This window comes from Arthrobacter rhizophilus (assembly GCF_026241105.1).
GTDB lineage: Bacteria > Actinomycetota > Actinomycetes > Actinomycetales > Micrococcaceae > Arthrobacter.
Map to the genome: position 1 here is coordinate 206,194 of NZ_JAPFFT010000002.1, position 23,788 is coordinate 229,981.

Genomic DNA, 23,788 nt, shown 5'->3' on the forward strand with positions numbered 1-23,788 from the left:
CGGCACCCTCACGGGCGTCATTGCCGCTCCGGCGGAATGGCAATGGCGCCCTGTTGTTCAAGGAAGCCCGAGAGCCGTCTGGCTAGCGCGGTAATGGTAGTGGCCGCGTAGTGGCGGGGGTCCCAAGCTACATGAAGGGGGACACCAATCACCCTTCCGCCATCTTCAACAACCTCCAGTGCGTAAGTTCCGTAGCGGGCGATGTCCGTCGCGAGTCCGATGCCCTGGCCCGCAGCAGCCAACGCCTGGATCGTATGCCCGTAATCGCACTCATGGTGCTCTCCCAAGGCGAGCCCTTCACGGCCCATGGCCAGATCGAGCTCCACCCGGCTGACACTCGCGGTGGTCGGGAGGATGAGTCTTTCGCGGCTCAATTCCCGCAGCGATATCGACTCTCGTCCCTGCATAGCCCACTCGTGACTCTGCCGAACATGCGCCTTGAGGGCCACGGTGCCCAACTTATGCCGTGTCAGAGCGGCCTGCGGTGGGGCGGGCGAGACCATGAAATCCACCCCCGCCCTGAGAACCTCGTGGATCCTGAAATGCGGGGCTTCGTGTGTCAGGAGCACAGGGTCCTCAGTATTCATGGTCGCGATGAACGGTGCCAGAAACCCGGTGATCGACGCCGTGGTGGCGGCGACCACCAGGGATTCGACGCGCCCCGTGGACAGGTTCCCGACGGCGGCCTCCACACGCCGCGCTTGCGCCAGAAGGTCCCTTCCCAGGTTCGCAAATGCCGACCCTGCGGCGGTCAGCATCAAGCGGTTGCCCTTTGCCTCGAACAGCGAGAGGTTGAGTTCCTTTTCAAGGACCCGCAGCTGCCGGCTCAATGCCGGTTGCGCGATATGGAGGGTCGCAGCCGCAGCCGTGACAGTTCCTTCATCCACAACGGCAAGGAACGCCTGAAGTCTTCCAAAATGCATGAACCATTATGCCCACACGATATGGACAAATGCCAAAAAAAGTATTGGCGGTTATGGACTCGGCGACCTTACTCTCAGAAGAAGCCACCACTCGCCTGCAAGGAAAGAAACCCATGATTCTTGATGCAATCTTCCACAACGGCCGCATCCACACCATGGATCGGGACCGCCCGACCGCCACGAGTCTCGGGATGATCAATGGTCGCATCGCGGGACTCGACGGCGAACTGGACGGACTGTCAGCGCGGCGGACCGTGAACCTTGGCGGCGCGACCGTGGTACCCGGCTTCAACGATGCCCATCATCATCTGAGCATGCGCGGTCAGCGGCTTCGCGCCCTGGACCTCATGGACGGACAAGTCGGTACCCTCGACGAACTCTACGAAGCTGTCCGGACGTTCGCCGCGGAATTGCCTGACGGCGCCTGGGTCCGCGGATCCGGTTACGACCAAAACAAGATCGGCAGCCATCCCACCGCAGAGGACCTGGACCGAGTCTCCGGCGGCCGGCCGGTATTCCTCGAGCACGTCTCCGGCCACATGGGCGTGGCAAACACTGCCGCGTTTGAGCGGGCAGGGTTCAGCGGGCGACAGGGCGTGCCCGACGTCGATGGCGGCCATGTCCCCCGCGATTCCGCCGGCGCGGCGCACGGTCTGCTGCAGGAACGGGCCATGAGCCTGGTGACCGACGCATTCCGGCCCCTGGACCTCGAAGAAATCATCAAGAACATCGCCGAAGCCTCCCGGGTGGGCCTCTCGGAAGGCCTGACAAGCGCCACCGAACCAGGCATCGGCACCATCGCGGGAATCGGCAACAGCCCCCTGGATCTGCATGCTTTCCAGCTGGCCCGCGAAACGGGGGCCCTGGGCCTCCGAATGACGCTCATGCCTTACATCACCGCCCTGCACGATGTGGATTCGGGAAATGGCAATACCCTGGGCCGCGGACTGGATCTCGGACTCCGCAGCGGTTTCGGGGACGAGTGGCTCAGGATCGGTCCCGTCAAGATCCTCGCGGATGGCTCGCTGATTGGCCGCTCGGCCGCGATGCACGATTGCTACCATGGCGAGGACCATAACAAGGGCTTCATGCAATACGAAGCCGGCGAACTGGAAACCCTGTTGCTCGGCGCCCACCGCAACGGCTGGCAGCTTGCCCTGCACGCGATCGGAGACGCAGCCGTCGACCACGCCCTGGACCTTTTCGAAACGGCCCAGCGTGACTGCCCTCGGGAGGATCCCCGTTTCCGAATCGAACACTTCGCCGTGGCGTCTGATCAGCAAATTTCACGGGCTGCCGGGCTGGGCGTCATCGCTGTCCCCCAGGGCCGGTTCATCACCGAGCTCGGTGACGGCATGATCGCTGCACTTGGTGAGGAGCGCTCCGCACACCTTTACCGGATGCGCAGTTTGCTGAACGCCGGGATGGTCCTGCCTGGCAGTACGGATTCCCCGGTGGTGGACGGGTCCCCTCTGAAGAACATCCACGACATGGTCAACCGTCGGACAGCCAACGGCCAGCTCGTGGCCCCGCAGGAGGCTCTGACCGTGGAACAGGCTGTGTACGCGAGCACGGTGGGTTCGGCCTACGCCGTGCGCGAGGAGCACCTCAAGGGCTCGCTCTCGCGCGGCAAGCTCGCGGATTTCGTGGTGCTCTCGGACGATTTGTTCACTGTCCCGCCGGAGAACATCGCGGAAATCACAGTAGGCGCCACGGTAGTGGGCGGGGAAGTAGCGTTCGACGCCGGCGTTCTCGCCGGCAGTAGCCGCTGACCGTGGCGCCCGAAACCCCGGGGCGCGCTCCGGTTCTCTACGCAAACACCCGGTTCCGCACTTTGGACCCGTCATATCCCACGGCGGAGGCCCTCCTCGTCGAGGAAGGCCGGATTGTCGCCTTGGGCGACTACCCCAGCCTATCCGCCCACGCCCCCGCCGGGACCCGAACCGCCGACCTGGACGGACTCACCGTTCTCCCCGGCCTCACAGACTCGCACATTCACACGGCCAGCCTAGGCCGCGCCCTGGACGAAGTAGACCTTCGGGGCACCCTCACCGCGGACGAAGCCCTGGCCAGGGTCGCCGGCTTCTCCGCCGGACTTGAGCCCGGCCGCTGGGTGTTCGGCGGCTGGTGGGATTTCAACAAATGGAAGGTCCCGGTGCAACCGGACCTCCGCGGCCTGGATGCCGTATGCCCCAACAACCCCGTGGCCCTCACGAGTGCCGACGGACACACCATGTGGGCCAACAGCCTTGCTCTCGCCGCGGTCGGTATCGAGGCCACCACACCGGACCCCGCCGGCGGGGAAATCGTGCGCTTCAGCGACGGCCGTCCCAGAGGAATCCTTCGCGAGGCAGCTCTGTTTCCCCTACGGGAGCTCGCCAACTCCCCACTCTCCGGCGACCTGCCCGGCCAGTTGCAGGCCGTTCAGGAACGGCTCCTGTCCGTGGGCATCACCTCGATCCACGACATCGACGGCGCCGACTGCCTTGAGGGATACCGGCGGCTCCGCACGGAAGGACACCTGGCCCTCCGCGTCCACAAGCTGCTCTCAATCGCGGAGCTGGACGCTGCGATCGAAGCCGGCACAAGAACCGGCGACGGCGACGAATGGATCCGCACCGGAGCCGTGAAAATCTTCTCCGACGGCGCCATCGGCTCCCACACCTGCCACATGAGCGAACCCTTCCCAGGCGAAGACGGCAACTACGGCATCGCCGTCACGGAGTACGCAGAACTAATAGATCTCGCGGGCCGGGCAGCCGCAGCAGGCATAGCCGTCGCCAGCCACGCGATCGGTGACCAGGCCAACCACAATGTGCTCCGCGCCTACCAGGAAATCAAGGAAGTGAGCCAGCGGCACAACCTGCGGCACCGGATCGAACACGCCCAATTCCTGCAACCCCAGGACATCGCGATGATGGCACGCCTAGGCGCGGTCGCGTCAATGCAGCCGACACACTGCACCAGCGACCTGCCTCTCATGCGCCTGATCGAGGGGCGGAACCTCGCCGCCTACGCCTGGCGGAGCATGCTCGATGCCGGCGTTCCCTTGGCCTTCGGCTCGGATGCCCCGGTAGAGGAACCCGACCCCTTTGCCGGAATCCATGCGGCCATTACACGGCAGGGCTCCTCCGGAGAGCCCGCCGGAGGCTGGATGCCCAGCGAGAGGATCAGCGCCGCCGAGGCGGTGCGGGCTTACACCACCGGCGCGGCCTACGCCTCCGGTGAGGAACACGTGAAAGGACGCTTGTCCCCCGGCATGCTGGCGGACTTTATCGCCGTCGACGTCGATCCCTTCACGGCCCCGGCGGACGAGATCCTGGAGACCACGGTCCACAGCGCCGTTGTGGATGGTGTGTTTCGTTATCGTCGGTGAGCCCCAGCCCGGTGTTGGCTCGGTGAACCGCCGCACCGGCGGCCGAGACCCGAGCTGTGTCGTCGAAGCGGACGGTGAGGCCGAGTGCGTTGGCTTGTTTGGTGATGCGGCGCATGACCTGGGTGGGTTCGCGTCGGGTGAAGTAGTCGGGTCCGAGTTCGTGGTAGTCGAGGTTGTTCACGAGCATGTGCCAGATCGCGGTGAGCAGAGAATGCTCGATCGCGATGATGGCTCGTTGTTTGCCTCGTCTGGCAGCGAGGCGGTACTAGTGATCGCGCAGGTAGGTGTTTTTGGTCCGGGCTGCGCCCATCGCCGCGTTGCCCAGGGCAGCTCCGAGTGCTTTGTTGCCGTTTCGCCGGCCTCCTGGCTTTTTGATCCCGCCGGATTCGTGGCTTCCCGGGCATACTCCGGCCCACGAGGCCAGGTGCGCGCGTTGAGGGCGTTGCGGTCCGCCGTGCGCCGCGTATCCAGTCCCTTGCGGCCGGTTAGCAAGACGCGAAGAGCCGCACGGAGCCCGTCGGCCCGCGGCACCGCCAGACGCTTCGCGTTCCTGTGCAGAACCTGCCGGACAGCTTCCAGCGCGTCAATCGGATCGGACTTGCCGACACCGGCTCGGGCTTCCCGTCGCGGTGGTTTCACTTCAGGGACGGGGATCCTTGCCGTCTTCGTCCTATGGGTCAACCCGGCCCCGTAGGACGAAGTCCCCTCAATAGCGGCGAGCACGTTGCCGTCCGTGTTCCGCTTCATCCAAGCGATGGCCCGACGAATGCCGGTTGCCGAAGTGGGGAACGATTCGGTAGCCGTGCAGGCGCACCCAACCCGCCGCCAGGGACAGGACCTGGTCGGTGAGGATCATTCCGGCATGGCAGCGTGCGAACGCGGCGGATCCCAGAACTTCTTTTCCTCCACAGCCAGAGTCTGCCACCGCGGGCAGACAAACTGGGGCCCACCTCTGACTATTACATTGGCCTCGTGGAAAGGTAGCCCATACCGGCGCGGCATTGGGGCTACCCGGAGACGAAATGGGGAACCCGTGGATGTTGGCGAGCTTGTAGACCACCTCAATCGGCAGACGAATGGATGGCCGGACTCGGCATGGGGCGGCGAAGAAGGCGTTCTGGCCGTCTTGGCACAGCACCGACTACTCAAGACAATCGGTGGGGATCCCGTCATTTGGGCGCACGGCTCGCACACGGAAACCGAGGATGGCGGCGTTGTTGTCCAAGCGCTCCTGTTCACGGAAGCGTACGTCGTCACCGACGAGGCCGGCGGCCCCAAAGCCCAGGGCCTCCCTCGCGCAGGAAATACCTCCTATGACTGGATTATAGCATTTATGCATAATTAGCGGTGGCGGAGATACCGCAAAGTAGGCGCTTTGGACTTACGTCTAGCAGAGACAAAGTAAATTGCGGCACAAATTAAAGTCACTGCCACTCCAGGGGCCTGCCAGTCATGCGGAGCGAATACATTAGTCCCAGATATCACCACAAACATAAATCCAGAAACGAACTGCACAAGTCGCCAAAAATCTCGCCGTTTTTCAGCAATCTCGACAGTCTCGGTGTCGTGGCCAGCTACTCTTGCGGACAGTGTGGGCGTCTCTACGTCACCATCAGTAACAAACTGAACTTCAAACCATTCATTCTTGTTGAGCAACGATGGAGTGAATGTGGCAGTGTTGCCGTCTTGGGTGATGTCCGCTGTCACGCCAATTCCCAGGCGGTCGTGCAGAGCCGCGCCGATGAGTTTGCTTCGTTTGAAGGACACCCGAATCGGTCCATCGAAGTGGTGCGCCGTAATTTCAGCTTTTCCGCGGTTTCCCAGTCGGATAACTGAGAGCTGCGGATACTGGGCTTCAACGCCATCGCCATGAGTTATCTTGATTGGCAACCCCGCAGCACTCCTGCTGAGGATTGGCGTTTGATCCATCAGCTGCCAGCCGAACCGCTTCGGCCTGCGTGACAGCCAGTAGAAGATGAAACCGGTCAAGACTCCTAGGACACCAACTACCAGGCCGGCAAACCCAATCCAACCCGCGTTGGCGTCAAACCATGACAACTGATGCTCCATGCGCTGAGCCTACTGGAGCAAGCAGACGATCCCTTGTAACAAATGGCAGCATCGAACCTGTCAGCCCCATCCCCTATAGTCCTCCTCATGACGATCTTCACATCTGCTGATCTAGCCGCATTGGCTGAAGAGATCCCCAACAAGGCCGTGGATCGCGGGTTGCTGTATGTAGCAGAAGCAGAATTTGTGAAGTCGGCTGACGTGCAGCTCAGCGCGGCGATTGTCAGCATCGACAACGCACTTGCTATCGCTATCTCCGCCCAGGCAGCGTTCGTCTCCCTCACGGTGAACAAGTTTGATCCTGACGAGCTGAGAGAAGTCATAGCCCAGGAGGACGGAGAGGAGCTTCCGGCCGAGGTGAACCGCCTTGTTTCGGCCGCCAGTTCACATGAAGGCGAAGTGGACGTGCTGTGGCTACGCTGGCCGGCGCACGGTCTTATTTTCGAATGGACGGCTACCTGCGAATGGCGGGAGTCGCTGTTTGAGAGCCTGGACACCGAGATGGCCGAAACCCATCGAACCATGACCCTGGAATCTCTAAACCACGAGATCGCTCAAAAAGTCAGGATCATTGAGCTCATCTCCGCTCTCGTCACATCTCCCGAGTTCCGCGGCGCGCCGGCCAATAAGCGCCGTCCGGTTGCGGAGTCGATAATAGCGTCCGTTACCAAAGACGAGATTGAACCCTATGTTGTAGGTGAAGCTGCTAGCCAAGCTGGTCGAGTAGCGGACCAGAACATCTTCGAGTATGAGAAAAAGTTCCAATACCAAATTCAGGAACTAGCTGATGAGCTGAAAACACTGCCTGATTGGAAAAAGGCCACCACGATGCAGCGTCGTCGTGAAGTCACCCAGGCGTTTCTGACTCAGAAAGCGGATGGTTATCGGATTGGCCCGCGGATCGTCGGGCCGGTTATGGAAGCCGCTCGAAACGCAGTCCGTGACATCTAAATTTAATGCTTCCTCGACTAAGCTTGTTCCCATGGCTACTAAAACATATATCCGTCTAGTCGACGACATCGACGGTACCGATGCAAACGAAACTATCAGCTTTGCCATCGATGGTGCTGAATATGAGATTGATCTCAATGAAGCTCACTCGAATGAACTGCGTGAAGCCGTGAGTAAATTCACTGCCGCGGCTCGTAAAGTGGGGCGAGTCAAGACTCCTCCACGTCGCTCGGCAGCTGCTACCACTGATACCAAGGCTATCCGCGCTTGGGCGAATGAGACTGGTATCCCGATCAACAGCCGGGGCCGGATTCAGGCCGATGTAATCGAGCGCTACCAGACAGCTCACTAAGTCCTATAACAGCCAGGAAAGCGTGCACGTCTAACTGGTATCGGCTGTAACTGAGCGTATGGGGGCGCAAATGACTATTCAACAAAAGAGATCAGGGACTGAAGAAATTAGCTTCAGTCCCTGATTCTTTTAATTGACCTCCATATTCTGCCGGTAACAGGATCAGGGCATGAAGGTTATTAGTAAGGCTTAGGCGGCGGGAGCGTTAGCTACGTCGCTAGCGCTGGTTTGTCGCGCTGTACCGGCGGAAGCGGTGGGTTGCGACTACAACTTCTCAACCAAGTGGCCGTACGTTGGTCCATTCGTTGTCCTCGACCGCAATGACCAGGGGTGCCATCGCCGCCGGCGGAGCATCAGTTGTGGCCGCTGGTGTCTGCATTATCACGGGAGGAGAACATGCCCTGGTCGTTTCTGACCCAATGGCCCCAGGATGTCTTTGAGGCTGCGGAAAAGCTCGGCTACCCGGTTCGATATGACGACCGAGTCCCATGACGATGCGCCTGGCCCGCGAGTTGCTCCGGAATGGAATACGCACAGGACATTTCGTGGCTGCGGGCCGCGCCGAGGAGTCGTCGCTGTCCGGTTCAAGCTGACGCTATCGCACTAACCACGTGGACACTCGTAAATTGTCGAGCGCCATGGAAGATTTTCCGGGTAGCGCGTACTCGAGTCCGGGTTTATTTCGAGGCGATAAGATCCGCACCACCAGTAGCTTTCATTGGCCGGCCCAGACACATTTGAGAGCAAGGCCGGACCCTTTATCCAAAACTGAAGATAGGTGCGATCATATGCGTAGTCTGTCGTTCCCGCGCGTGTGCGCTGCCGCTGTTCTGGCGGTGGCCCTGGTGGCTGCCCCGGTCACGATGGAGGCGGCTTCAGCCGCCCCTGCCGTGGCCGCAACCATCCCCGTCGGCAGCTTTCCCTTTGGGGTGGCTGTGGATCCGGGCACACACACCGTCTACGTCACCAACAACTCCGCCGGCACGGTCTCCGTGATCAACGGGACCACAGTGACCAGCACCATCCCCGTCGGCTTCGGTCCGCATGGGGTGGCGGTGGATGCGGGGACACACACGGTCTATGTCGCCAACTTCAACAGTCGCTCGGTGTCGGTGATCAACGGGAGCGCGGTAACGGACACCATCCCCGTCGGCAGCCGTCCGTTTGGGGTAGCTGTGGATCCGGGGACACACACCGTCTACGTCACCAACAACAACAAGGGCAGTGGCATCGGCACTGTGTCCGTGATCAACGGGACGATCGTGACCGACACGATCGTCGTCGGGCGGGGTCCGGTCGGCGTGGCTGTTGATCCGGGCATGCATACCGTCTACGTCGCCAACTCCAACAGCGGCACGGTGTCCGTGATCAACGGGTCGACCGTGACCGACACCATCCCCGTCGGAAGCAATCCGACTGGGGTGGCTGTGGATCCGGGCACACACACCGTCTACGTCACCAACTATGGCGACTCTACCGTGTCGGTGATCAACGGGAGCACAGTAACCGCCACCATCCCCGTCAGCTTTCCGGACGGGGTGGCCGTGGACCCGGAAACACACACTGTCTACGTGACCAACTTCGTCGCCAGCGGAACATTGTCCGTGATCAACGGGAGCACCGTGACAGACACCATCCCCGTCGGCGGCTTCCCGACCTCGGTGGCCATCGATCCGGGAACCCACAACGTCTACGTCGTCAACTCCGGCAGCGACACCGTGTCCGTCATAATTACGAGCAAGGATGGGTGCAAGGACGGCGGATGGATGAACTATCCACAGTTCAAGAACCAGGGGCAATGCGTCGCGTACGTGAACCAAAACGGCGGTTAATCAGCGAGTATCACGGGGGCGACTGATCATAGAGAATTCCGCCCCCAAGCGCCGTCCTCTCAGTCTCGTCACCGTGCCAGAAGCACAGGCCACTCCCCTGTGCTTCCGGCGTCGCTTTACCCCCAAAGATGCCTGCAGACATCATCACCGTGCCCGTGCCAGCGATGGGGCGAGAGCGAATCGAGACAAAGTGGTTCTCGACCGCTCGTCGCCCTCCGGTAGGCATCTTGCCGTCCCGCCAACGATCTGCGGCGGTTCGGGCGTTGGACTGTCCGCAAGCAGGCACGTCAAGCCGCCACGAAACGCAGGCATCCACTGCCGCGCGCCCAAGGCACGTGTCGTAGGTCAAATCGACATATGAACGTGTCCGGTGAGGAATCCCTCAGGGTGCGCTGCTTGTGACTGGAGCAGTGACTGGCTGAGACGAAGGGCTCATGGAAGACGTGTCAGAGGACCGCGAATGGGTCCGTCGGCTCTTGGGCTTGGACGTCCCTGAGCTTCACCGCCCGACGGCCGTTCGCCGTCGCCCGCTTGGCCCTGTTGGTTCGATCGCCCGGGAACGGATCGAAGTGGACACGAGCGACGGTGACACCGTCCCATGCCTTCTCCTGAGCCCTAAGGCGCCCGCCGGCATGCTGGTGATCGCCGTCCACCAGCATGCCGGTGAGTTCTCGCTCGGCAAGAGGGAAGTGGCCGGTCTCTGCGGTGATCCTTCGATGGCATACGGGCTCCGGCTCGCTGAACACGGAGTCCGGGTGCTCATCCCCGACTTGATCGGCTTCGAGGAGCGCCAACGAGGTTGGTCGCCCGGTTTCGATTTGATGTCTTCGACTAGCCTCGGTATTTCATGAGGGTGTGGATCCGGGCCAGGAGGCCTCTGGCCGGGGCTTTGGTGTCCGGGTCGGGCTGGCCGGCCTTGACGACCCGCACGCCCTTCCGGAAGGCGATGTGGCCTTTGATCTCGCGGGCGGCCGGGCTCGGGGTCGGGTAGTACCAAGCGGCGTCGCGGTTGGTCCTGCCGTAGACCTCAAGGGTGTAGTAGCTTGCGGTCCCCTTCCAGTGGCAGACCGTGGTGTGGTCGCTGGGGCGGAAGTACTCGGCGTTGATCGGGTCGGGCGGGAAGTACTGGTTCCCTTCGATCCGGACGATCCGGTCTGATTCGGCACGGTGCCCTTCCAGATCGCCTGATAGGCCCTATGCAGGTAGACATCGTTTCCCTTCTTCATCGTGTTGGCGCCAACTTAGCCCGTGGTCCGGGGCTGGTCTGTGATCTGTCCCATCCAGGACACGGAGATGACTTCACTCCGGATTTTCACGGTGATTAGCGGATCGAGCCGCGCAGATAAGGCTGCCTTGGAAACTTGGCCGCTGCAGGCATCGGGGCATTCGACAACGCCGCCCTGACTCGGCCGCCGGGGCTGGTTCAACTTCATGACCGGCAATCAACGGTTCGTCATCCCGCTTCCACTCGCCCACCGCTGAAACCAGTATGCTCCCCTTCGCCCGCCGCGAAAAGGGGCTGACAAACGCGCCGGGAATTCCCTGCCACGCGGGAAGCCCGAGAGCCGATCAAACCTGTTATCTGGGCCGGCTTCGGTATCCATATGGCGGTATCGGTCTCGGTCGGCCTCGGACTGACGGTACCGTTCGCCGGGCTTCTGGGCTCCTACGGCAAGGGCGGGTCCGGGTGGACTTGACCCGTCCCGCGGACTCGTTGCTGCCCGGGAAAAGTCCCGCTAAGTCGAGTATCGGTCCTCAAGCCCCAATATCGGACGTTACTTAGCGCTGCCGCGCAGCACCCTTGCATGGGCTTTTGATCGCGGAGTTCGTCCGGTGCTGTGTCCATTAGGGATTCGAGAATCAACCCGTTGAGCTTCTCCGACTGCATCATGTGCTCGAAAGCCAGGCTCTCTCAAGTTCCTCGGTCCGCTCACAGAGCTTGACCAATTCGTTCTTTGGCCAGTTCGGGAATACCTCCAAGGCGAGCGAATGCAGGTCCGGGAGCTCATCGCGCATTTCCGGCGGACGGGTAACCCCTGGCCGTTCAGATGGGTGCGCAATTCGTCAAAGGAATCCGCCGCGTCGAGCAGATCCCGGGTCTCGAACGTCCCGTCATCCTCTTCGGGTGTCTACTCCGAAAAGCTCATGACCAGAACCCTACTCAACATAAGCCCGGAACAAGCTGCTATCGGTCACGAGCATTGGTCCTCAAGCCCCAACGACACCATGGCTCAGCTTTCGATCGTCACCGACAACTGCCTCGATCGGGACTCCTTTAGGGAGCGGTTGTTTGGGGGCGTGGTCGCTTCCGGCCAGGCGGTGCTTCAGCAGGCACGGCCCGGGACTGCAGCCAGGCCGCGACCTGGCCTTCTGGCATTGGCTTACTCCACAGGTAGCCCTGTGCATGGCGGACGCCGAGGCGGCGAAGTTCGGCGAGTTGGTCATGGGTTTCGACTCCTTCGGCGATCACGACCAGGTTCAGGGTTCGTGCCATGCCCAGGATCAGTTCGACGATGGAGGCCCCTTGCGGGTCGGTGCCGAGCACTTCAACGAAGGACCGGTCGATTTTCAGGGTCCGGGCTGACATCCATTTGAGGTAGCTCAGCGAGGAGTAGCCGGTGCCGAAGTCATCGATGGAAAGCCCGACACCGAGGTCACGCAGCCGGTGCAGGATCTCCAACGGCAGCTCATTCTGCTCCATCAGGACGGTTTCGGTGATTTCCAGGTTCACCGCCGCCGGATCGATGCCCGCCGCCCGCGCCGCGGCGTGCACGACGTCCGGGAAGTCCGGGGCCACGAGTTGGCGGGCGGAAATGTTCACCGCGGCCCAGAGGTTCCCGGCTCCCGGAACATTGGAGCGCCACCGCTGGACCTGGGCCAGTGCCTCGTTGAGCACCCACGTTCCGATCGGGACGATAAGGCCTGTCTCCTCGGCGATGCCGATGAACGTGTCTGGCATGATCAGTCCGTGTTCGCGGTGGCGCCAGCGCAGTAGGGCCTCGAATCCGACTGTTTGTTCCGTGTCCAGTTCAATGATGGGCTGATATTCCAGAAACAGTTCATCCCGTTCCAAGGCCACGCGCAGGTCAGATTGCAGGTCCAGGCGCCCGGCTGCCTGCCCCGTTGTGCGATAGTCGTAGACCACCGAGCCGTCTCCGCCGGCGGCCTTAGCTTCATACATGGCTGTGTCCGCGCCATGCAGCAACGATTCCGCGGTATCTCCCGGACCCGAGACCGCGATCCCGACACTGAGGTTGAGGAAGATTCTTCGTCCGTCAATATTAAACGGCTGCCGGGTTGCCATCCTGATGCGTTCCGCAGCCGCGGCGGCGTCGCGCATACCCAGGTTCTCGCAGACGATGACGAATTCGTCGCCGCCGAATCGGCCGACGGTATCGCCGGGGCGGACGGCGGTCCGGAGCCGTTCGCCGAGCAGGATCAGGAGGGCGTCCCCGGCTGTGTGCCCGATGCCGTCATTGACGAGCTTGAACCGGTCGACATCCACGAACATGACCACCACCCGCCGGGACGGCTGCCCCAGGAAGCCCTGGAGGACATCGGTGAGCAGATATCTGTTCGGCAGGCCTGTCAACGCGTCGTGGCGGGCCTGCCATTCAAGAACCTGTTCGGCGTCTTTACGGTCAGTGATGTCCATCACGGTGGCCAGGAAACGCAGGGGTGCTCCGCTGGTGGCGTCATGGGTCATTCTGGCCTGGGACTGCATCCACCGAAGCTCGCCGTCGGCCCTGATGATGCGGAACTCGTACTCAACGCGCTTCGTGCCTGAATCAAGGGCCCGCCGCGCCGCCTGGATCAGCTCCAGGTCCTCGGGGTGGACCAGGGCAAGGGACTGTTTCCGGGAGATCAGTTCGCCCGGGGCCAGTCCGTAGATCCGGGCGTATTCATCCGAGTGCGACCACCGGTCCGAAACGATGTCATGTTCGACACTGCCCATATGAACCATTTCCTGAGCGGCGACGAGGCGTTCAAGCTCGGCGGCGGCCAGTCGCAGACGGTTCAGCTCAGTGACGTCCCGGACGATTGCCGATGCCCCCGTCTGCTTCCCGTCGGTCCCGTACACGGGGGACAGAGTCAAGGACACTTCCACCACTGAGCCATCCCTGTGCCGCCACAGGGCTTCAATCCCCGTCATCAACACCCCGCTTCCCAGCTGGGCAGCGATCACCTGCCTCAAACCCTCGTCCATGCCGGCGGCCACCAGACGGTAGCTTTGACCGACGGCCTCGTCGGCGCTCCAGCCGAACATCCTTAAGGCCCCGGAGTTCCAGCTCGTTATGATCCCTGCCATGTCCGCGCCGACAGTCGCGTCCCCCGAAAATTCCACCATCGCCGACAACCAACCCACGCTGCGCTTTCGGTCCATGACGTCCCTGGACACAGCCACCGCCGCGACGGGCACGAAATATTTGCCACGGACAGGGCTCACCGTGGCATATACCGCGAACTCACGTCCCGTCCGGTGACGCACCCAAAACTCACCGGCCCAGCCCCGGCCCGCGGCAATCCCATCCGCGATCTCCTGCCCGGTCGCCTCCTGGCTCGGTATGCCCGGTCCGGCGATGATCCCCAGCTCGGTAATTTTCCGACCGAGGACTTCTGCGGAAGTGAAACCATACAGCCGCTCCGAGGCATGGTTCCAATACGTCACCTGCCATCCGTCGTTGAGGCCAACCACCGACTGCCCGATTTCCTCCAGCAGTAGCGACTGCATCACCGGATCATCATGCTTCGCTGCAGGCATGGCCCCCCGACCCAGTTACGATCCGGAGCCGCCGACAAGAACCGGGGGTCGTCAGCGTAAACAAACAGCCGGCTGCCACCTTTTCAACGGCGAGACTAGACGTTGATTAATATGCAGATGCTTCAAACGACCATCGGAGGATCCGCGAACAGATCACGCACCCCACGTTGTGCTGCACCTACTGTAACCCCCCAAGCGCTTCGCACCGAGGTTCTGTTGATGCCGTCTGAAAACAGGGCCATTTCTGCCGTTTGAAAACAGGATTGCCGACCACTAACACCCGGTTGGGTCGCACCCCGGCACGGGCAAGTCGCTAAGAAGGCACGCGAAGTGCGGCCAGTCGGATTTTAGCCACCACCGGGACAGGCAACCGACACCAACCCTGCCAGCCAGTCCCAGACCAGCCACATCAAGACTCACAGTTGGATATTGACGAATTCACAAGCCCCCCGTAATGACCGAGCCAGATAATAGGGTCAGCCGCTGCGCGCCCGTTTTCCCATTGCTGGGATGGGTTTCGCAGCGGCTGCCCACCGAACCGGACGTGCGACTTTCACCGCATCCGGCTCTCCATGCGCCATTACCCGATGGGCATCGGGGCATTATCGGGCGTGAGCGTCCACGGGGTAGGGATGCGCGCTCCGCGGTAGCGGTAGCGTTCGACCGTGACCGTTGCGGCCCCGGTGAAATGCACTCCGTTGGATGCGTACCGCCATCCCCGGTCGCAGAACCTGCGCCGGATTTGGTGTCCGTTCATCCGCCCGTGTTTACGCTGCAACCATTTCCAGATCCGGCCCCACGTGTAAAAGTCGATACCGCTGAAGACTTTCTTGGAGACCCCGTGCCGGAAATAGTTTGCCCACCCTGTCAGGATTCGATTGATCCTCTTCAAGAGGTCCTCGAACTCCCAGTGCAGGGCCGACCTGTGGCAGGTTTGGCCGATCGTCGATCGCACTGTCTTGATCGATTTCTTGGACGGGATCGTGTAGACGAAGAACTTGTCCCGCGTTCCTCGTTTCCGCATCCTGCGAATGTTGAATCCGAGGAAATCGAATCCCTCCTCGATCGTGACGACCCGGGTCTTTTCTTCCGACAGCTCCAACCCCAGCGGGGCAAGGATTGTCGCGACCTGATCCTTCAACGCCAGCGCGTGGGCTTGTGATCCGTTGATGACGCAGACGAAATCGTCTGCATAACGGATCAATTTCCACGGCGCGCCACCGTTTCGGATCAGCCGCTGCCGGTGGTGCCACGTGTCGATGTCCCTCGCCCACGCCTTGACGGCGTGCTCGTCCAGAACATGCAACGCGATGTTAGCCAGCAGCGGGGAGAGAATCCCGCCCTGTGGAGTGCCGGACTTGGATCCGATCGGTTGACCGTCTCGGGTCATGATCCCGGCTTTGAGAAACGCCCTGACCAGTGCCAGGACTTTCTTATCGCCTACCCTTTGGCGCATTTGGCCCATCAACGCGGTGTGATCGATCTGGTCGAAACACGCCTTGATATCGGCCTCCAGCACCGTCACATAACCACGGCTGGTCATGTGCTGGATTTCCGCGATCGCGTCCTGAGCCCGTCGAAACGGCCGAAAACCGTATGAGCACGGATGGAAATCCGCCTCAAAAATAGGTTCCAGAACCAACTTCAGCGAGGCCTGCACCACCCGGTCGGCAAGTGTTGGGATACCCAGTTGCCTGAGTTTCCCGTTCGCCTTCGGAATCTCAACGCGGCGCACCGGCACCGGCCGAAACTCCCCGGACTTCACCAACGACCGGATACCGCCAAGGAATTCATCCACTCCCACCCAGAACTGAATTGTCGCTTTCGTGACTTCATCGATCCCGGGAGTGTGCGCGCCCTTGTTGCCCGCGACACGTTGCCACGCCACAAGCAAGAAATCAGGGTCGTGCACCAGGTTGAACAGGTCGTCAAACCTCAGGCCAGAATCGCCTCCGGCCCACCGATGTAGTTTCGTCTGCATCCGCTGTACTTTCATCTGGGCACCATCGATTCGCGCCCACATGTCCTCACTGGTATTCACCGGTGAACCTCCAACCATTACAACAACTCCGCTACCTGACACACTGCCGCCCTTCGCCATGTGGCCGGCTTTCCCGGCCTCGGACTACTACGGCGGCTCTGCCCCGGATGCGCCCTTCGACAGGCATCGCATCTATCCGCCAACTCGTTCGGAGTCAACGGAGCGGAACGCCTCCGGTTCCCACGCTCACTTGCATTCGATCAACGAGTTAGGCACCCGGCTTTACCCCTGCGGCATCATCACGGCTACGCCGTAGCCCTTGACCGTGATCTCCCGGCCCCAGCAGGTGAGACCGAACCGGGAGTTCCCCGACGGCACATCGGCCAGCGGGTACGCACCGCCCACCTGCCCTTATTCCCTTGATTTGAGCAGGCCTGAAATTCAAGAGGCGTAACAACACCGGTTCCTCGCGTATACCTTCTCGTCTCGCTCACCGGACCCGGCCCATCAAGGAATCCTGAACCGTCCCGACTTTGTCACGGCTGCTCCCACCCTCACCACCAATCCGTGGATCAGGCTGCCGTCAGCTTCAGCCAGCAACTACGATTGCCAGCCGACGAAGGCCTTCCACCTCCATTCGAACTACAAGCGCCTCGTGGCGCACCACCGTTATTCAGACAGTCCCAGCCAGCGTAGCGGGCGTTACTTTCGGACACTGCTGAGGCCCACCGCGCCGCGGCTGTAATTTCGAGTCCGGTAAGGCGGGAAAGGATGGCTGGCGGAAGGAGTCCCGCCAACGAGGTCAGGGCTCCTGACCGAGTAGTCTCCGGTTTGATACCGATCGATCTAAGACGCATGTTGATCGCTTGGGGTGAAGGAGCTCGACCTGGCCTGGTTCCCGGAAAAAGCCATTCCTCATCGTTGACAGAGCCGAATATGCGTGCCGCGTCACGTGCGGCAAGGGCGAGTTGCGCAACGTCTCCGACTTCTTTCGGCAAGGCGCTTCCTAGCTTGATGATGACCGTTTCAGCTTTGCTGAAGAGATCCAGCACGCGGAGCTCGGCGATGCGTGCGGGCCGGATGCCATACGGCAGAACCAACGCGGCGGCCAGTTTTGTGCGTGGATTCAGTGAGTTTGATGAAAGTGCGCGTGAGAGCTGATCCAAGCGCTCCTTCCCATCGTTTCCTCCGATGGTGAGTCGTGAGCGCATGAGCGCGTGAGCGCGTGACCGGCGGGGCCGTAAGGGCTTTGGCATGCCGGTTTAGCCTTGCCCATTCGAGAAATGCTCTGATGAGCCTTCGGTCGGCTTTCCCAGCTGCGAGCCAGCGGTCGACATCCGCTTGTGTAAGGGACCCCAGACTACGTCCCTGGTCGTGCGCCCACACCAGCAGGTTGATGACGCGTCTGAACTCTCGTTTCCGTCCGTTTCGTTGTGCCGGACGGGTCCAAAGCCTACGTGACCAATTGGATCGGAGGCTCGGTATCAGTGATTGATGTGGCATCCGGCACGGTGATCTCCAATTGGGCTTGGGGGCCTTTGATCAGGAGACGACTTGGGCTCCGGTCTCCCCCGGTTAATGAAGCGGCTACGGCAGAGTGGCTCGATCGGAGAAACTGTCACAATCACCTTCCCGACCAAACCGGTACGGTGGTGTGAAAGCACCTTGAGGTGGATTGGAATGAGATGGGGAAGCAGCCGGAATTCAGGGGAGGGCTCGCTCTCCCCGGAAAGTTCAGGGCGGGCACGCCTTGGATCCTTCTCGTGCCGACAAAGGAGCAGCTGGAGTTCCGGGCGCGGCATGGGCTAGGCAGGTTCTTCGGCCCATGGAGACTGGAACGGGATGACGTCCGTCTGGTTTACCGGACGATGAGGGGCCTAGATACTTTTCAGGGCCTGGGATTCCTGCGGCGGGACGGAACCTGGTGGACATTCTGGACCTATCACCCGAACGAGGTACTGGATTGTCTTGAGGAGCTTGGCTACCCGATAGATCCCAGAACGCGTCAGGGGCAAGGCCGATTCTTTGCCAGGTGAGTCGCCCCAACAACGCCCGGTAAAGGATCGATGAACGGGCATAGGGGATGACATTTGACGCTGCGAGATCGCCGCCAGTTATTGCTGCGATCCACCCCGGTAGGGTGGGAATTGGCCAGCGCATATCAACAAGAGGACGCCCATGCCCAGTGCAGTTACCCTCGTTCGCTCCAGCTCTCTTAGTGCTTCCGCGCAGTACGCGTATGCCGCGATCGTTCCCGGCGGTGCACGCCTCATTTTCCTGGCGGGATCATGTCCCTTGAATAAGGACGGTACGACCGCAGGCATCGGGGACTACGCGGCACAGGCTGCGAAAGCGATTGAGAACATGTACCTCGCCCTGGAGGCCGCCGGCGCCGGCATTGAGGATGTAATCTCCACGTGCGTGCTTGTGGCATCGACAGAGCGGGCCGACCTGGTAACAGCGTGGGGCACAGTTCGGGACGCCTTCGGCGACCACGATGTGCCAAGCACACTGATGGGAGTCACAGTGCTCGGCTACGAAGACCAACTGGTGGAGATCGAAGCAGTCGCCGCAGTTTGGGACCAGCCCACTTCGGGCGCCCGGTAGGGGATCCCTGACCGGACACGCATACGGCGCCTCTCTCTGGAGCGCAATCGGAACCCTCGTGCGACAAGATGGTGTCATGCTCGTGAACGAGATCCAGCGCTGGGGCAACGCCACTTTCAGCGCCCCTGCTTCGCCGGGCGCTCTGATGGCGTGCGAAGCCCAACTGCGCCACAGACTCCCTGACCACCTTCGACGACTCCTGGCAGAGACTAATGGCATCGAGAGTGAATATGGGCTAGGTCTGCTGTGGAGCGCCGAGCGGATCGCCGAAGACAACGACCGCTTCCGGAACAGCACCGTTTTCCGACAGCTCTACATGCCTTTCGACGGACTCGTCTTCTTTGCTGACGCCGGGAATGGTGACCAATTCGCCCTGTCGCTCAGCGGGAATCACGAGGTCTTCGTCTGGAACCACGTGGACGACAGCCGAATGTGGGTCGCGAGGACTGCCATCCGCTATCTCGAGGACTGGATGACCGGGGCGCTCACGGTCTGAACACCGCAGGCTGTCCCCGTGGAGGATCCCTCAACGTGCATGCTGCACGTTGGGCTGGTGTGAGCCAAGTGGAGTGCAATGCGCCACCACTTGCAGTTCGTGAGACTCGACAGCGCGCGTCAGAGACTTCGGGGATTGTTGTCCGGAATCCGAGCTTCCGGGTTAAGCTCGCGGAATGAAGCTCCGGGGCCTACTTCTCATCGTGCTTGGGGTGCTGGCCGTTGTACTGGCCCTGGCTGTGTTTATCCGATGGGGTGTCAGCACCATCTGTCCCGCCGTCGGGCACGCCTAAACAGGCGATGTGGAGTTGGTGTTTGCACACGAGCCAACGTCAGTTGCGGCATGCTTCGGGGAGGGCTGCACTCCGGCCCCGGTAACCAGGAACCCGGACGGCCGGTGGCTGGTGCCGCAGTCCGCGCCTTACCTGATGCCGCCCGTCAGTGTTTCCTCTGTCTTTGTTGACGCGATGGACTCTGCAGGTGTCCGTGTTGCCCGCGTGCTGGCGATCGAAACGGAGCCCACCGGGGAGCGCCCTGACGGCCCCGAATGCGGCGGGCCGTTTCGGTTCAAGCCGGTACAGGTACTGCCCAGTTGAGAACAAAACGCGCCCAAGGGCCATCTTCCGTCCGGTCAGGGATCCGCCAACGGGACGGCTGGGATAGGCGAGCACGCCAAATGGTGCTGCGAAAAAAGAGCCAAATAACTCCGCGACTCACAGACAGGGAGTTGGGAGCTTGCAGGAACCGGATTTGTCCTGCACGAAAACGAACGTTTTTCTCTGCCGCCGTTCCCAGCAGTCACAGGCGACGGCGCCTACACCGCAGCCCTCGTCTCGCGTATCGCTTCGGTACTATCAGGCATGGGCAGAAAGAACTACCTCGTCGAAGGCGGTTCCGGCACCGGCAAGACCTCGGTCTGCGACGAATTGCGGCGGCGCGGTTATCACGCCATCAACGGCGACCGTGAGCTGGCCTATCAGGGCGATCCGGAAACTGGTGAACCACTGGCGGGCATCACCGGCGTCGCCGTGCACGATCACCACATCTGGAGCGTGGACAAAGTGAAGGCCCTGATCGCAGACGAGCGCGAGGCGGTGACGTTCTTCTGCGGTGGGTCGAGAAACCTCGCGAAGTTCATCGATCTGTTTGATGGCGTCTTCGTTCTCGAGGTCGACCTCTACACGTTGAACCGGCGGGTTGACGAGCGGCCGGAAGACGAATGGGGAGGGCGACAAACGGAACGGAAACTGATCGAACGCTTGCACCGAACAAGAAAAGAAATTCCACACGGTGGCATCAGGATCGACGCCACCGCACCGCTCACGCGCGTCGCGGACGAAATCCTTCGTCGAGTTGAGACAGCCGGCCGGCGTGATCTCCCTTGATGCCGCCGCGCGGCGCAGGATTCAGTGCAACTATTCGACAGCGCAGGCACTATCACCAATCTCACTACGACCCCCGAGAGCGCAGACCTCTTCAATGTCGCCCGCTCCACCGTGTATCGAGCCATGGAGCGCCCCGGCGCAAGCTGCCAGAGATAAGGCTGGTCCGCCGCTGAGATGCAACGGAGTGACGGCGTCCGGTAGGGGATCGGCTTGCGGGCTCAAGCTCCTGATGTATGTCGCCAGTGCGCAAGGTCTATCTGTGAGCGATTACGACGCCAGGCTCGTTGACCTGTACGACCACGACAATCCGGATGGACCGGACCACGACTTCTACCGCTCTGTAACCGACGAGTACGAGGCGCAGTCCAACTCGACCTTGGGTGCGGGACTGGCATCCTGACAGTTACTTTCGCCCAAAAGCCACGCACTGTTGTTGGCATAGACCCTTCAGAGGCGATGCTTTCGTTCGCGCGATGTCGGCAAGGAGCAGATGCGGCGGACTGGATCCTCGGCGACAGTCGCGCCATCCCTCCCAGGAATTTCGATGACGCCGTGCTCACGGGCAACGTCGTCCAGCACATCCTTCACCCGAAGTGGCAACGTACGTTGCGGGATTTCCGCGCTCATCTGCGTGTAGGTGGAGTGCTGGCCTTCGACAGCAGGAACCCCCGAGCCCGCGGGTGGGAAAGCTGGGGTTCGCAGGAGCGCTCTCGCCGCGACACCCCACATGGGCCGCTCGTCGAGTGGGCAGACGTGTCCGAGCCCGAAGACGGCGTCGTTACCGCCACATTCCACAACGAATTTCTGCGAACCGGTGAAAGCGTGACCGAGAAGGCGCTTCGCTTTCCGCCACGCTGACACCCTTGGACACCAGCTCGCCGCGGCCGGGTTCGAGGTGGATGCCGTGTACGGAGACTGGGCGCGCAGGCCATTCACCCTTGAAGCATCTTTCGTGGTGTTCGTGGCACACGCACGCTGACGGATGGATGAGAGCCTTGACGTATGGGATGTCGAATCGAGATTCGCCCTCAAGGCTTTGGACGAGGGGCGCTATCGAGCAATGCATGCCGCAGCTGTTTCGCGGTCGCGACTATCTCGTCGCTACGTTTTTGCTCTTGCATGCCACCAGCTCCCATGGCCCAAATCCAGTCCGTTTCAGACGCGAACGCCTCGATGTGATTGGAAAGAACTTCCGCAGCCTTGGCCGTGTTCTGAGATGCGGTCAGCTCGATGTACTGGGCGTGGTGACGGGTGTCGCGGCCCAGGGAACGGAGAGCTTCGAGGTGACCTGTTGAGCGGGCCTGCTCTTCGGTGGAGGCGTATTGGTCCGGCCTGCGGTGCTGGTTCCATGTCGGGAACAAATCGACTGCACGGTCGGCTCGTTCAAGTAGATTCGCAATGCGGTCTCGTACATCAGCGTCCCTTTGCGCGTTGAGCTGCGTTTCCACGGTGGCCGACTGCGCAGCAAGTTGTGCGCGGAACACGTGCCACTGGACGGCCAGCGTGACTGCTACGCCGGCGACGGCAATCAGTCCGGCGATGATGCCACTGAGCAGGATGCCCCATTGATGGTGCGAGAAGCCGAGCCAGGGGTCCGGCAATTGACTTGTCAGCATGCCCAAAGGATATCGGTACGGACTGGGCGGACTCGGGAACTGGCTGGGAGATGCCCTCATGACCGCGCTGTCCGTATGTTGCTCGCGGTCTGGGTACATGCACGGTGAAGGATCGTCAAACGAACACGAGGGGTGTCGTTTGCGCCAGCGCAGGTCCCAATTTGCCGTATCTCACGACTCTGGCGTTTCGATCTAATCCGTCAAGTTATTGTGCACACAAGATCGAAACCGCCGGGTCGGTGACGCCGACATCGTTCCTGTCGGCGGCAAACATGATGGCGATGTCAGCAAAATGATGCCACCAACGTTACTAATGAGATGGGTCGTTGCGTTGCCACAAAGGTATCCAAAAATAGGTCAGAACCCTTGTAATTCCGTGGATTATGGTACCCACCTCCTATGACAACTTTGGTGCCACGGAGTTCTCCTGGTCACGCCAGAGACCGCGGTCAGATGAGTCCAGTCGCCGATCTGTGACTGGCAGCCGACCCGGCCCGGGTCACGCTGACGAAGGCCCCTGAGGAGGACGGACATTCCGTTCGTTACCTAGTCGCATAGAACGCCACAGCCGACGACGCAGCGACATTCAGCGAATCCACGCCGTTCATCATCGGAATCGTCACGCGCGCGTCGAGCAATCGATCGGTCTCAGGCGTCAGCCCATCGCCTTCGGTTCCGAAAACCAGCACCAGGTTTTGATGATCCTGGGCCACCAGCTCATCAAGAGTGATGGCTCCCTCCCCCAGAGACATGCCCGCCACGAAGTAGCCTGCTTCCTTCAACTGCTCGATACCCTCTGGCCACGATTCGATCCGCGTCCACGGCACCTGGAAAACTGTGCCCATGCTGACCCTGATCGAACGCCGGTACAACGGATCGGCACATTGCGGCGTCACCAGCACGGCATCGACGCCGATCGCTGCGGCGCTGCGAAAAACCGCACCTACATTCGTATGATCCGTAAGATCTTCCAGGATTGCGATCCTCGAACGCGTTCGTTTCTCAGGATCAACATCCGATATTTTGGAACACCTCACGTTCGTGTGGTCGACGACGTCTTCCAGTACAGCCACAGGGTGTGCTCCGGCGAGAAGTTCCTCGAGGGGCACCGGTGCAGGCCGATGCATGGCAGCCATGGCACCCCGGTGCAAGTGGAACCCCGTGATTTCCTCGAGCAGGGAAGCCTTGCCGATGTAGACAGGCACCTCGGGGAACTGTTGGAAAACGTCGTCGAGGTCTTCCAGCCACTTCTCCGCCAGGAAGAAGGAGCGGGGCCGATGGCCGGCCGCGAGGGCGCGCCGCAGGACCCGGGACGATTCGGCGATGTACATGCCCTCCGCGGGCTCGCGGAGCTTACGGAGGTGGACATCCGTCAGTTGTGTGTAGTCGGCAACGCGCGGGTCGTCCGCGGTTTCGAGGTAGTGGAAAGTCACGGGTT

At 61.3% G+C, this 23,788-nt stretch carries 20 protein-coding genes and 2 pseudogenes; 13 read left to right on the forward strand and 9 right to left on the reverse strand.

Annotation, left to right across the window (positions count from 1 at the left end; translation table 11 throughout):
* Positions 1 to 17 precede the first annotated feature (17 nt).
* The gene (locus OOZ51_RS03410) at positions 18 to 923 is read right to left on the reverse strand and encodes a LysR family transcriptional regulator (RefSeq protein ID WP_265977496.1); all 906 of its coding nucleotides are present in this window, start codon (positions 921 to 923) and stop codon (positions 18 to 20) included.
* Between the two features lie 113 nt (positions 924 to 1,036).
* On the opposite strand from OOZ51_RS03410, the gene OOZ51_RS03415 reads away from it, so the two are divergent.
* Together OOZ51_RS03415 and OOZ51_RS03420 are read left to right on the forward strand one after the other, a co-directional pair.
* Positions 1,037 to 2,695 (forward strand): amidohydrolase, encoded by a 1,659-nt coding sequence (locus OOZ51_RS03415; RefSeq protein WP_265977497.1) that lies wholly within the window; start codon positions 1,037 to 1,039, stop codon positions 2,693 to 2,695.
* 2 nt (positions 2,696 to 2,697) lie between these two features.
* Complete coding sequence (locus OOZ51_RS03420) at positions 2,698 to 4,299, forward strand: amidohydrolase (protein WP_265977498.1); 1,602 nt, start codon at positions 2,698 to 2,700, stop codon at positions 4,297 to 4,299.
* Between the two features lie 265 nt (positions 4,300 to 4,564).
* On the opposite strand, the pseudogene OOZ51_RS22480 reads toward OOZ51_RS03420, so the two are convergent.
* Positions 4,565 to 4,732, reverse strand: a pseudogene (locus OOZ51_RS22480) (transposase); the annotation flags it as partial.
* Between the two features lie 11 nt (positions 4,733 to 4,743).
* Positions 4,744 to 5,085 (reverse strand): annotated as a pseudogene (locus OOZ51_RS22485) (IS110 family transposase); the annotation flags it as partial.
* Between the two features lie 247 nt (positions 5,086 to 5,332).
* Here OOZ51_RS22485 and OOZ51_RS03425 point away from each other — a divergent pair.
* Complete coding sequence (locus OOZ51_RS03425; protein WP_265977499.1) at positions 5,333 to 5,644, forward strand: hypothetical protein; 312 nt, start codon at positions 5,333 to 5,335, stop codon at positions 5,642 to 5,644.
* Here OOZ51_RS03425 and OOZ51_RS03430 read toward each other — a convergent pair.
* Positions 5,641 to 6,369: a hypothetical protein gene (locus tag OOZ51_RS03430; RefSeq protein WP_265977500.1), complete on the reverse strand. Its 729-nt coding sequence runs from the start codon at positions 6,367 to 6,369 to the stop codon at positions 5,641 to 5,643. The two genes, OOZ51_RS03425 and OOZ51_RS03430, sit on opposite strands and share 4 nt — an antisense overlap.
* Positions 6,370 to 6,456: 87 nt before the next feature.
* Between OOZ51_RS03430 and OOZ51_RS03435 the strand changes: the two genes are divergently transcribed.
* The 4 genes from OOZ51_RS03435 to OOZ51_RS03450 all read left to right on the forward strand — a co-directional run bounded on the left by OOZ51_RS03435 (position 6,457) and on the right by OOZ51_RS03450 (position 10,355).
* Entirely contained in the window at positions 6,457 to 7,320 is an 864-nt protein-coding gene (locus OOZ51_RS03435) for a hypothetical protein (protein WP_265977502.1), read from the forward strand.
* Positions 7,321 to 7,351: 31 nt separating this feature from the next.
* The gene (locus tag OOZ51_RS03440) at positions 7,352 to 7,672 is read left to right on the forward strand and encodes a histone-like nucleoid-structuring protein Lsr2 (RefSeq protein ID WP_265977503.1); all 321 of its coding nucleotides are present in this window, start codon (positions 7,352 to 7,354) and stop codon (positions 7,670 to 7,672) included.
* Positions 7,673 to 8,460: 788 nt separating this feature from the next.
* Positions 8,461 to 9,504 carry a YncE family protein gene (locus OOZ51_RS03445; RefSeq protein WP_265977504.1) on the forward strand — a complete coding sequence of 348 codons (1,044 nt, stop codon included), beginning with the start codon at positions 8,461 to 8,463 and terminating at the stop codon, positions 9,502 to 9,504.
* Between the two features lie 434 nt (positions 9,505 to 9,938).
* Positions 9,939 to 10,355 carry a dienelactone hydrolase family protein gene (locus OOZ51_RS03450; protein WP_265977506.1) on the forward strand — a complete coding sequence of 139 codons (417 nt, stop codon included), beginning with the start codon at positions 9,939 to 9,941 and terminating at the stop codon, positions 10,353 to 10,355.
* Here the strand turns inward: OOZ51_RS03450 and OOZ51_RS03455 are convergent.
* From OOZ51_RS03455 to ltrA, 3 genes are all read right to left on the reverse strand, one after another.
* Positions 10,336 to 10,683 carry a DUF427 domain-containing protein gene (locus OOZ51_RS03455; RefSeq protein ID WP_323054668.1) on the reverse strand — a complete coding sequence of 116 codons (348 nt, stop codon included), beginning with the start codon at positions 10,681 to 10,683 and terminating at the stop codon, positions 10,336 to 10,338. The two genes, OOZ51_RS03450 and OOZ51_RS03455, sit on opposite strands and share 20 nt — an antisense overlap.
* Before the next feature lie 1,096 nt (positions 10,684 to 11,779).
* Positions 11,780 to 14,236 carry a sensor domain-containing protein gene (locus tag OOZ51_RS03460; RefSeq protein WP_265977507.1) on the reverse strand — a complete coding sequence of 819 codons (2,457 nt, stop codon included), beginning with the start codon at positions 14,234 to 14,236 and terminating at the stop codon, positions 11,780 to 11,782.
* A gap of 610 nt (positions 14,237 to 14,846) precedes the next feature.
* The gene (gene ltrA / locus OOZ51_RS03465; RefSeq protein WP_265977508.1) at positions 14,847 to 16,307 is read right to left on the reverse strand and encodes a group II intron reverse transcriptase/maturase; all 1,461 of its coding nucleotides are present in this window, start codon (positions 16,305 to 16,307) and stop codon (positions 14,847 to 14,849) included.
* A gap of 1,373 nt (positions 16,308 to 17,680) precedes the next feature.
* On the opposite strand from ltrA, the gene OOZ51_RS03470 reads away from it, so the two are divergent.
* From OOZ51_RS03470 to OOZ51_RS03495, 6 genes are all read left to right on the forward strand, one after another.
* Entirely contained in the window at positions 17,681 to 17,905 is a 225-nt protein-coding gene (locus tag OOZ51_RS03470; protein ID WP_265977509.1) for a hypothetical protein, read from the forward strand.
* A 520-nt stretch (positions 17,906 to 18,425) separates the two neighbouring features.
* Positions 18,426 to 18,854 (forward strand): RidA family protein, encoded by a 429-nt coding sequence (locus OOZ51_RS03475; RefSeq protein ID WP_265977511.1) that lies wholly within the window; start codon positions 18,426 to 18,428, stop codon positions 18,852 to 18,854.
* 76 nt (positions 18,855 to 18,930) lie between these two features.
* Positions 18,931 to 19,350 (forward strand): SMI1/KNR4 family protein, encoded by a 420-nt coding sequence (locus tag OOZ51_RS03480; protein ID WP_265977513.1) that lies wholly within the window; start codon positions 18,931 to 18,933, stop codon positions 19,348 to 19,350.
* A gap of 859 nt (positions 19,351 to 20,209) precedes the next feature.
* Complete coding sequence (locus tag OOZ51_RS03485) at positions 20,210 to 20,734, forward strand: DEAD/DEAH box helicase family protein (protein ID WP_265977514.1); 525 nt, start codon at positions 20,210 to 20,212, stop codon at positions 20,732 to 20,734.
* 259 nt (positions 20,735 to 20,993) lie between these two features.
* Positions 20,994 to 21,134 carry a hypothetical protein gene (locus OOZ51_RS03490; protein ID WP_265977515.1) on the forward strand — a complete coding sequence of 47 codons (141 nt, stop codon included), beginning with the start codon at positions 20,994 to 20,996 and terminating at the stop codon, positions 21,132 to 21,134.
* Entirely contained in the window at positions 21,131 to 21,592 is a 462-nt protein-coding gene (locus tag OOZ51_RS03495; protein WP_265977651.1) for a class I SAM-dependent methyltransferase, read from the forward strand. The genes OOZ51_RS03490 and OOZ51_RS03495 overlap by 4 nt, the downstream gene beginning before the upstream one ends.
* Before the next feature lie 170 nt (positions 21,593 to 21,762).
* On the opposite strand, the gene OOZ51_RS03500 is transcribed toward OOZ51_RS03495, so the two are convergent.
* Both OOZ51_RS03500 and OOZ51_RS03505 read right to left on the reverse strand, forming a co-directional pair.
* Complete coding sequence (locus OOZ51_RS03500) at positions 21,763 to 22,350, reverse strand: hypothetical protein (RefSeq protein WP_265977516.1); 588 nt, start codon at positions 22,348 to 22,350, stop codon at positions 21,763 to 21,765.
* Between the two features lie 542 nt (positions 22,351 to 22,892).
* Positions 22,893 to 23,783 carry a TrmH family RNA methyltransferase gene (locus tag OOZ51_RS03505; protein ID WP_265977517.1) on the reverse strand — a complete coding sequence of 297 codons (891 nt, stop codon included), beginning with the start codon at positions 23,781 to 23,783 and terminating at the stop codon, positions 22,893 to 22,895.
* Positions 23,784 to 23,788 lie beyond the last annotated feature (5 nt).

Coding starts and splice junctions, on each gene's coding strand:
- OOZ51_RS03410 (WP_265977496.1), bottom strand. CDS start 923: ATGCATTTTGGAAGACTTCAGGCGTTCCTTGCCGTTGTGGATGAAGGA.
- OOZ51_RS03415 (WP_265977497.1), top strand. CDS start 1,037: ATGATTCTTGATGCAATCTTCCACAACGGCCGCATCCACACCATGGAT.
- OOZ51_RS03430 (WP_265977500.1), bottom strand. CDS start 6,369: ATGGAGCATCAGTTGTCATGGTTTGACGCCAACGCGGGTTGGATTGGG.
- OOZ51_RS03435 (WP_265977502.1), top strand. CDS start 6,457: ATGACGATCTTCACATCTGCTGATCTAGCCGCATTGGCTGAAGAGATC.
- OOZ51_RS03440 (WP_265977503.1), top strand. CDS start 7,352: ATGGCTACTAAAACATATATCCGTCTAGTCGACGACATCGACGGTACC.
- OOZ51_RS03445 (WP_265977504.1), top strand. CDS start 8,461: ATGCGTAGTCTGTCGTTCCCGCGCGTGTGCGCTGCCGCTGTTCTGGCG.
- OOZ51_RS03450 (WP_265977506.1), top strand. CDS start 9,939: ATGGAAGACGTGTCAGAGGACCGCGAATGGGTCCGTCGGCTCTTGGGC.
- OOZ51_RS03460 (WP_265977507.1), bottom strand. CDS start 14,236: ATGCAGTCGCTACTGCTGGAGGAAATCGGGCAGTCGGTGGTTGGCCTC.
- OOZ51_RS03475 (WP_265977511.1), top strand. CDS start 18,426: ATGCCCAGTGCAGTTACCCTCGTTCGCTCCAGCTCTCTTAGTGCTTCC.
- OOZ51_RS03480 (WP_265977513.1), top strand. CDS start 18,931: ATGCTCGTGAACGAGATCCAGCGCTGGGGCAACGCCACTTTCAGCGCC.
- OOZ51_RS03485 (WP_265977514.1), top strand. CDS start 20,210: ATGGGCAGAAAGAACTACCTCGTCGAAGGCGGTTCCGGCACCGGCAAG.
- OOZ51_RS03500 (WP_265977516.1), bottom strand. CDS start 22,350: ATGCTGACAAGTCAATTGCCGGACCCCTGGCTCGGCTTCTCGCACCAT.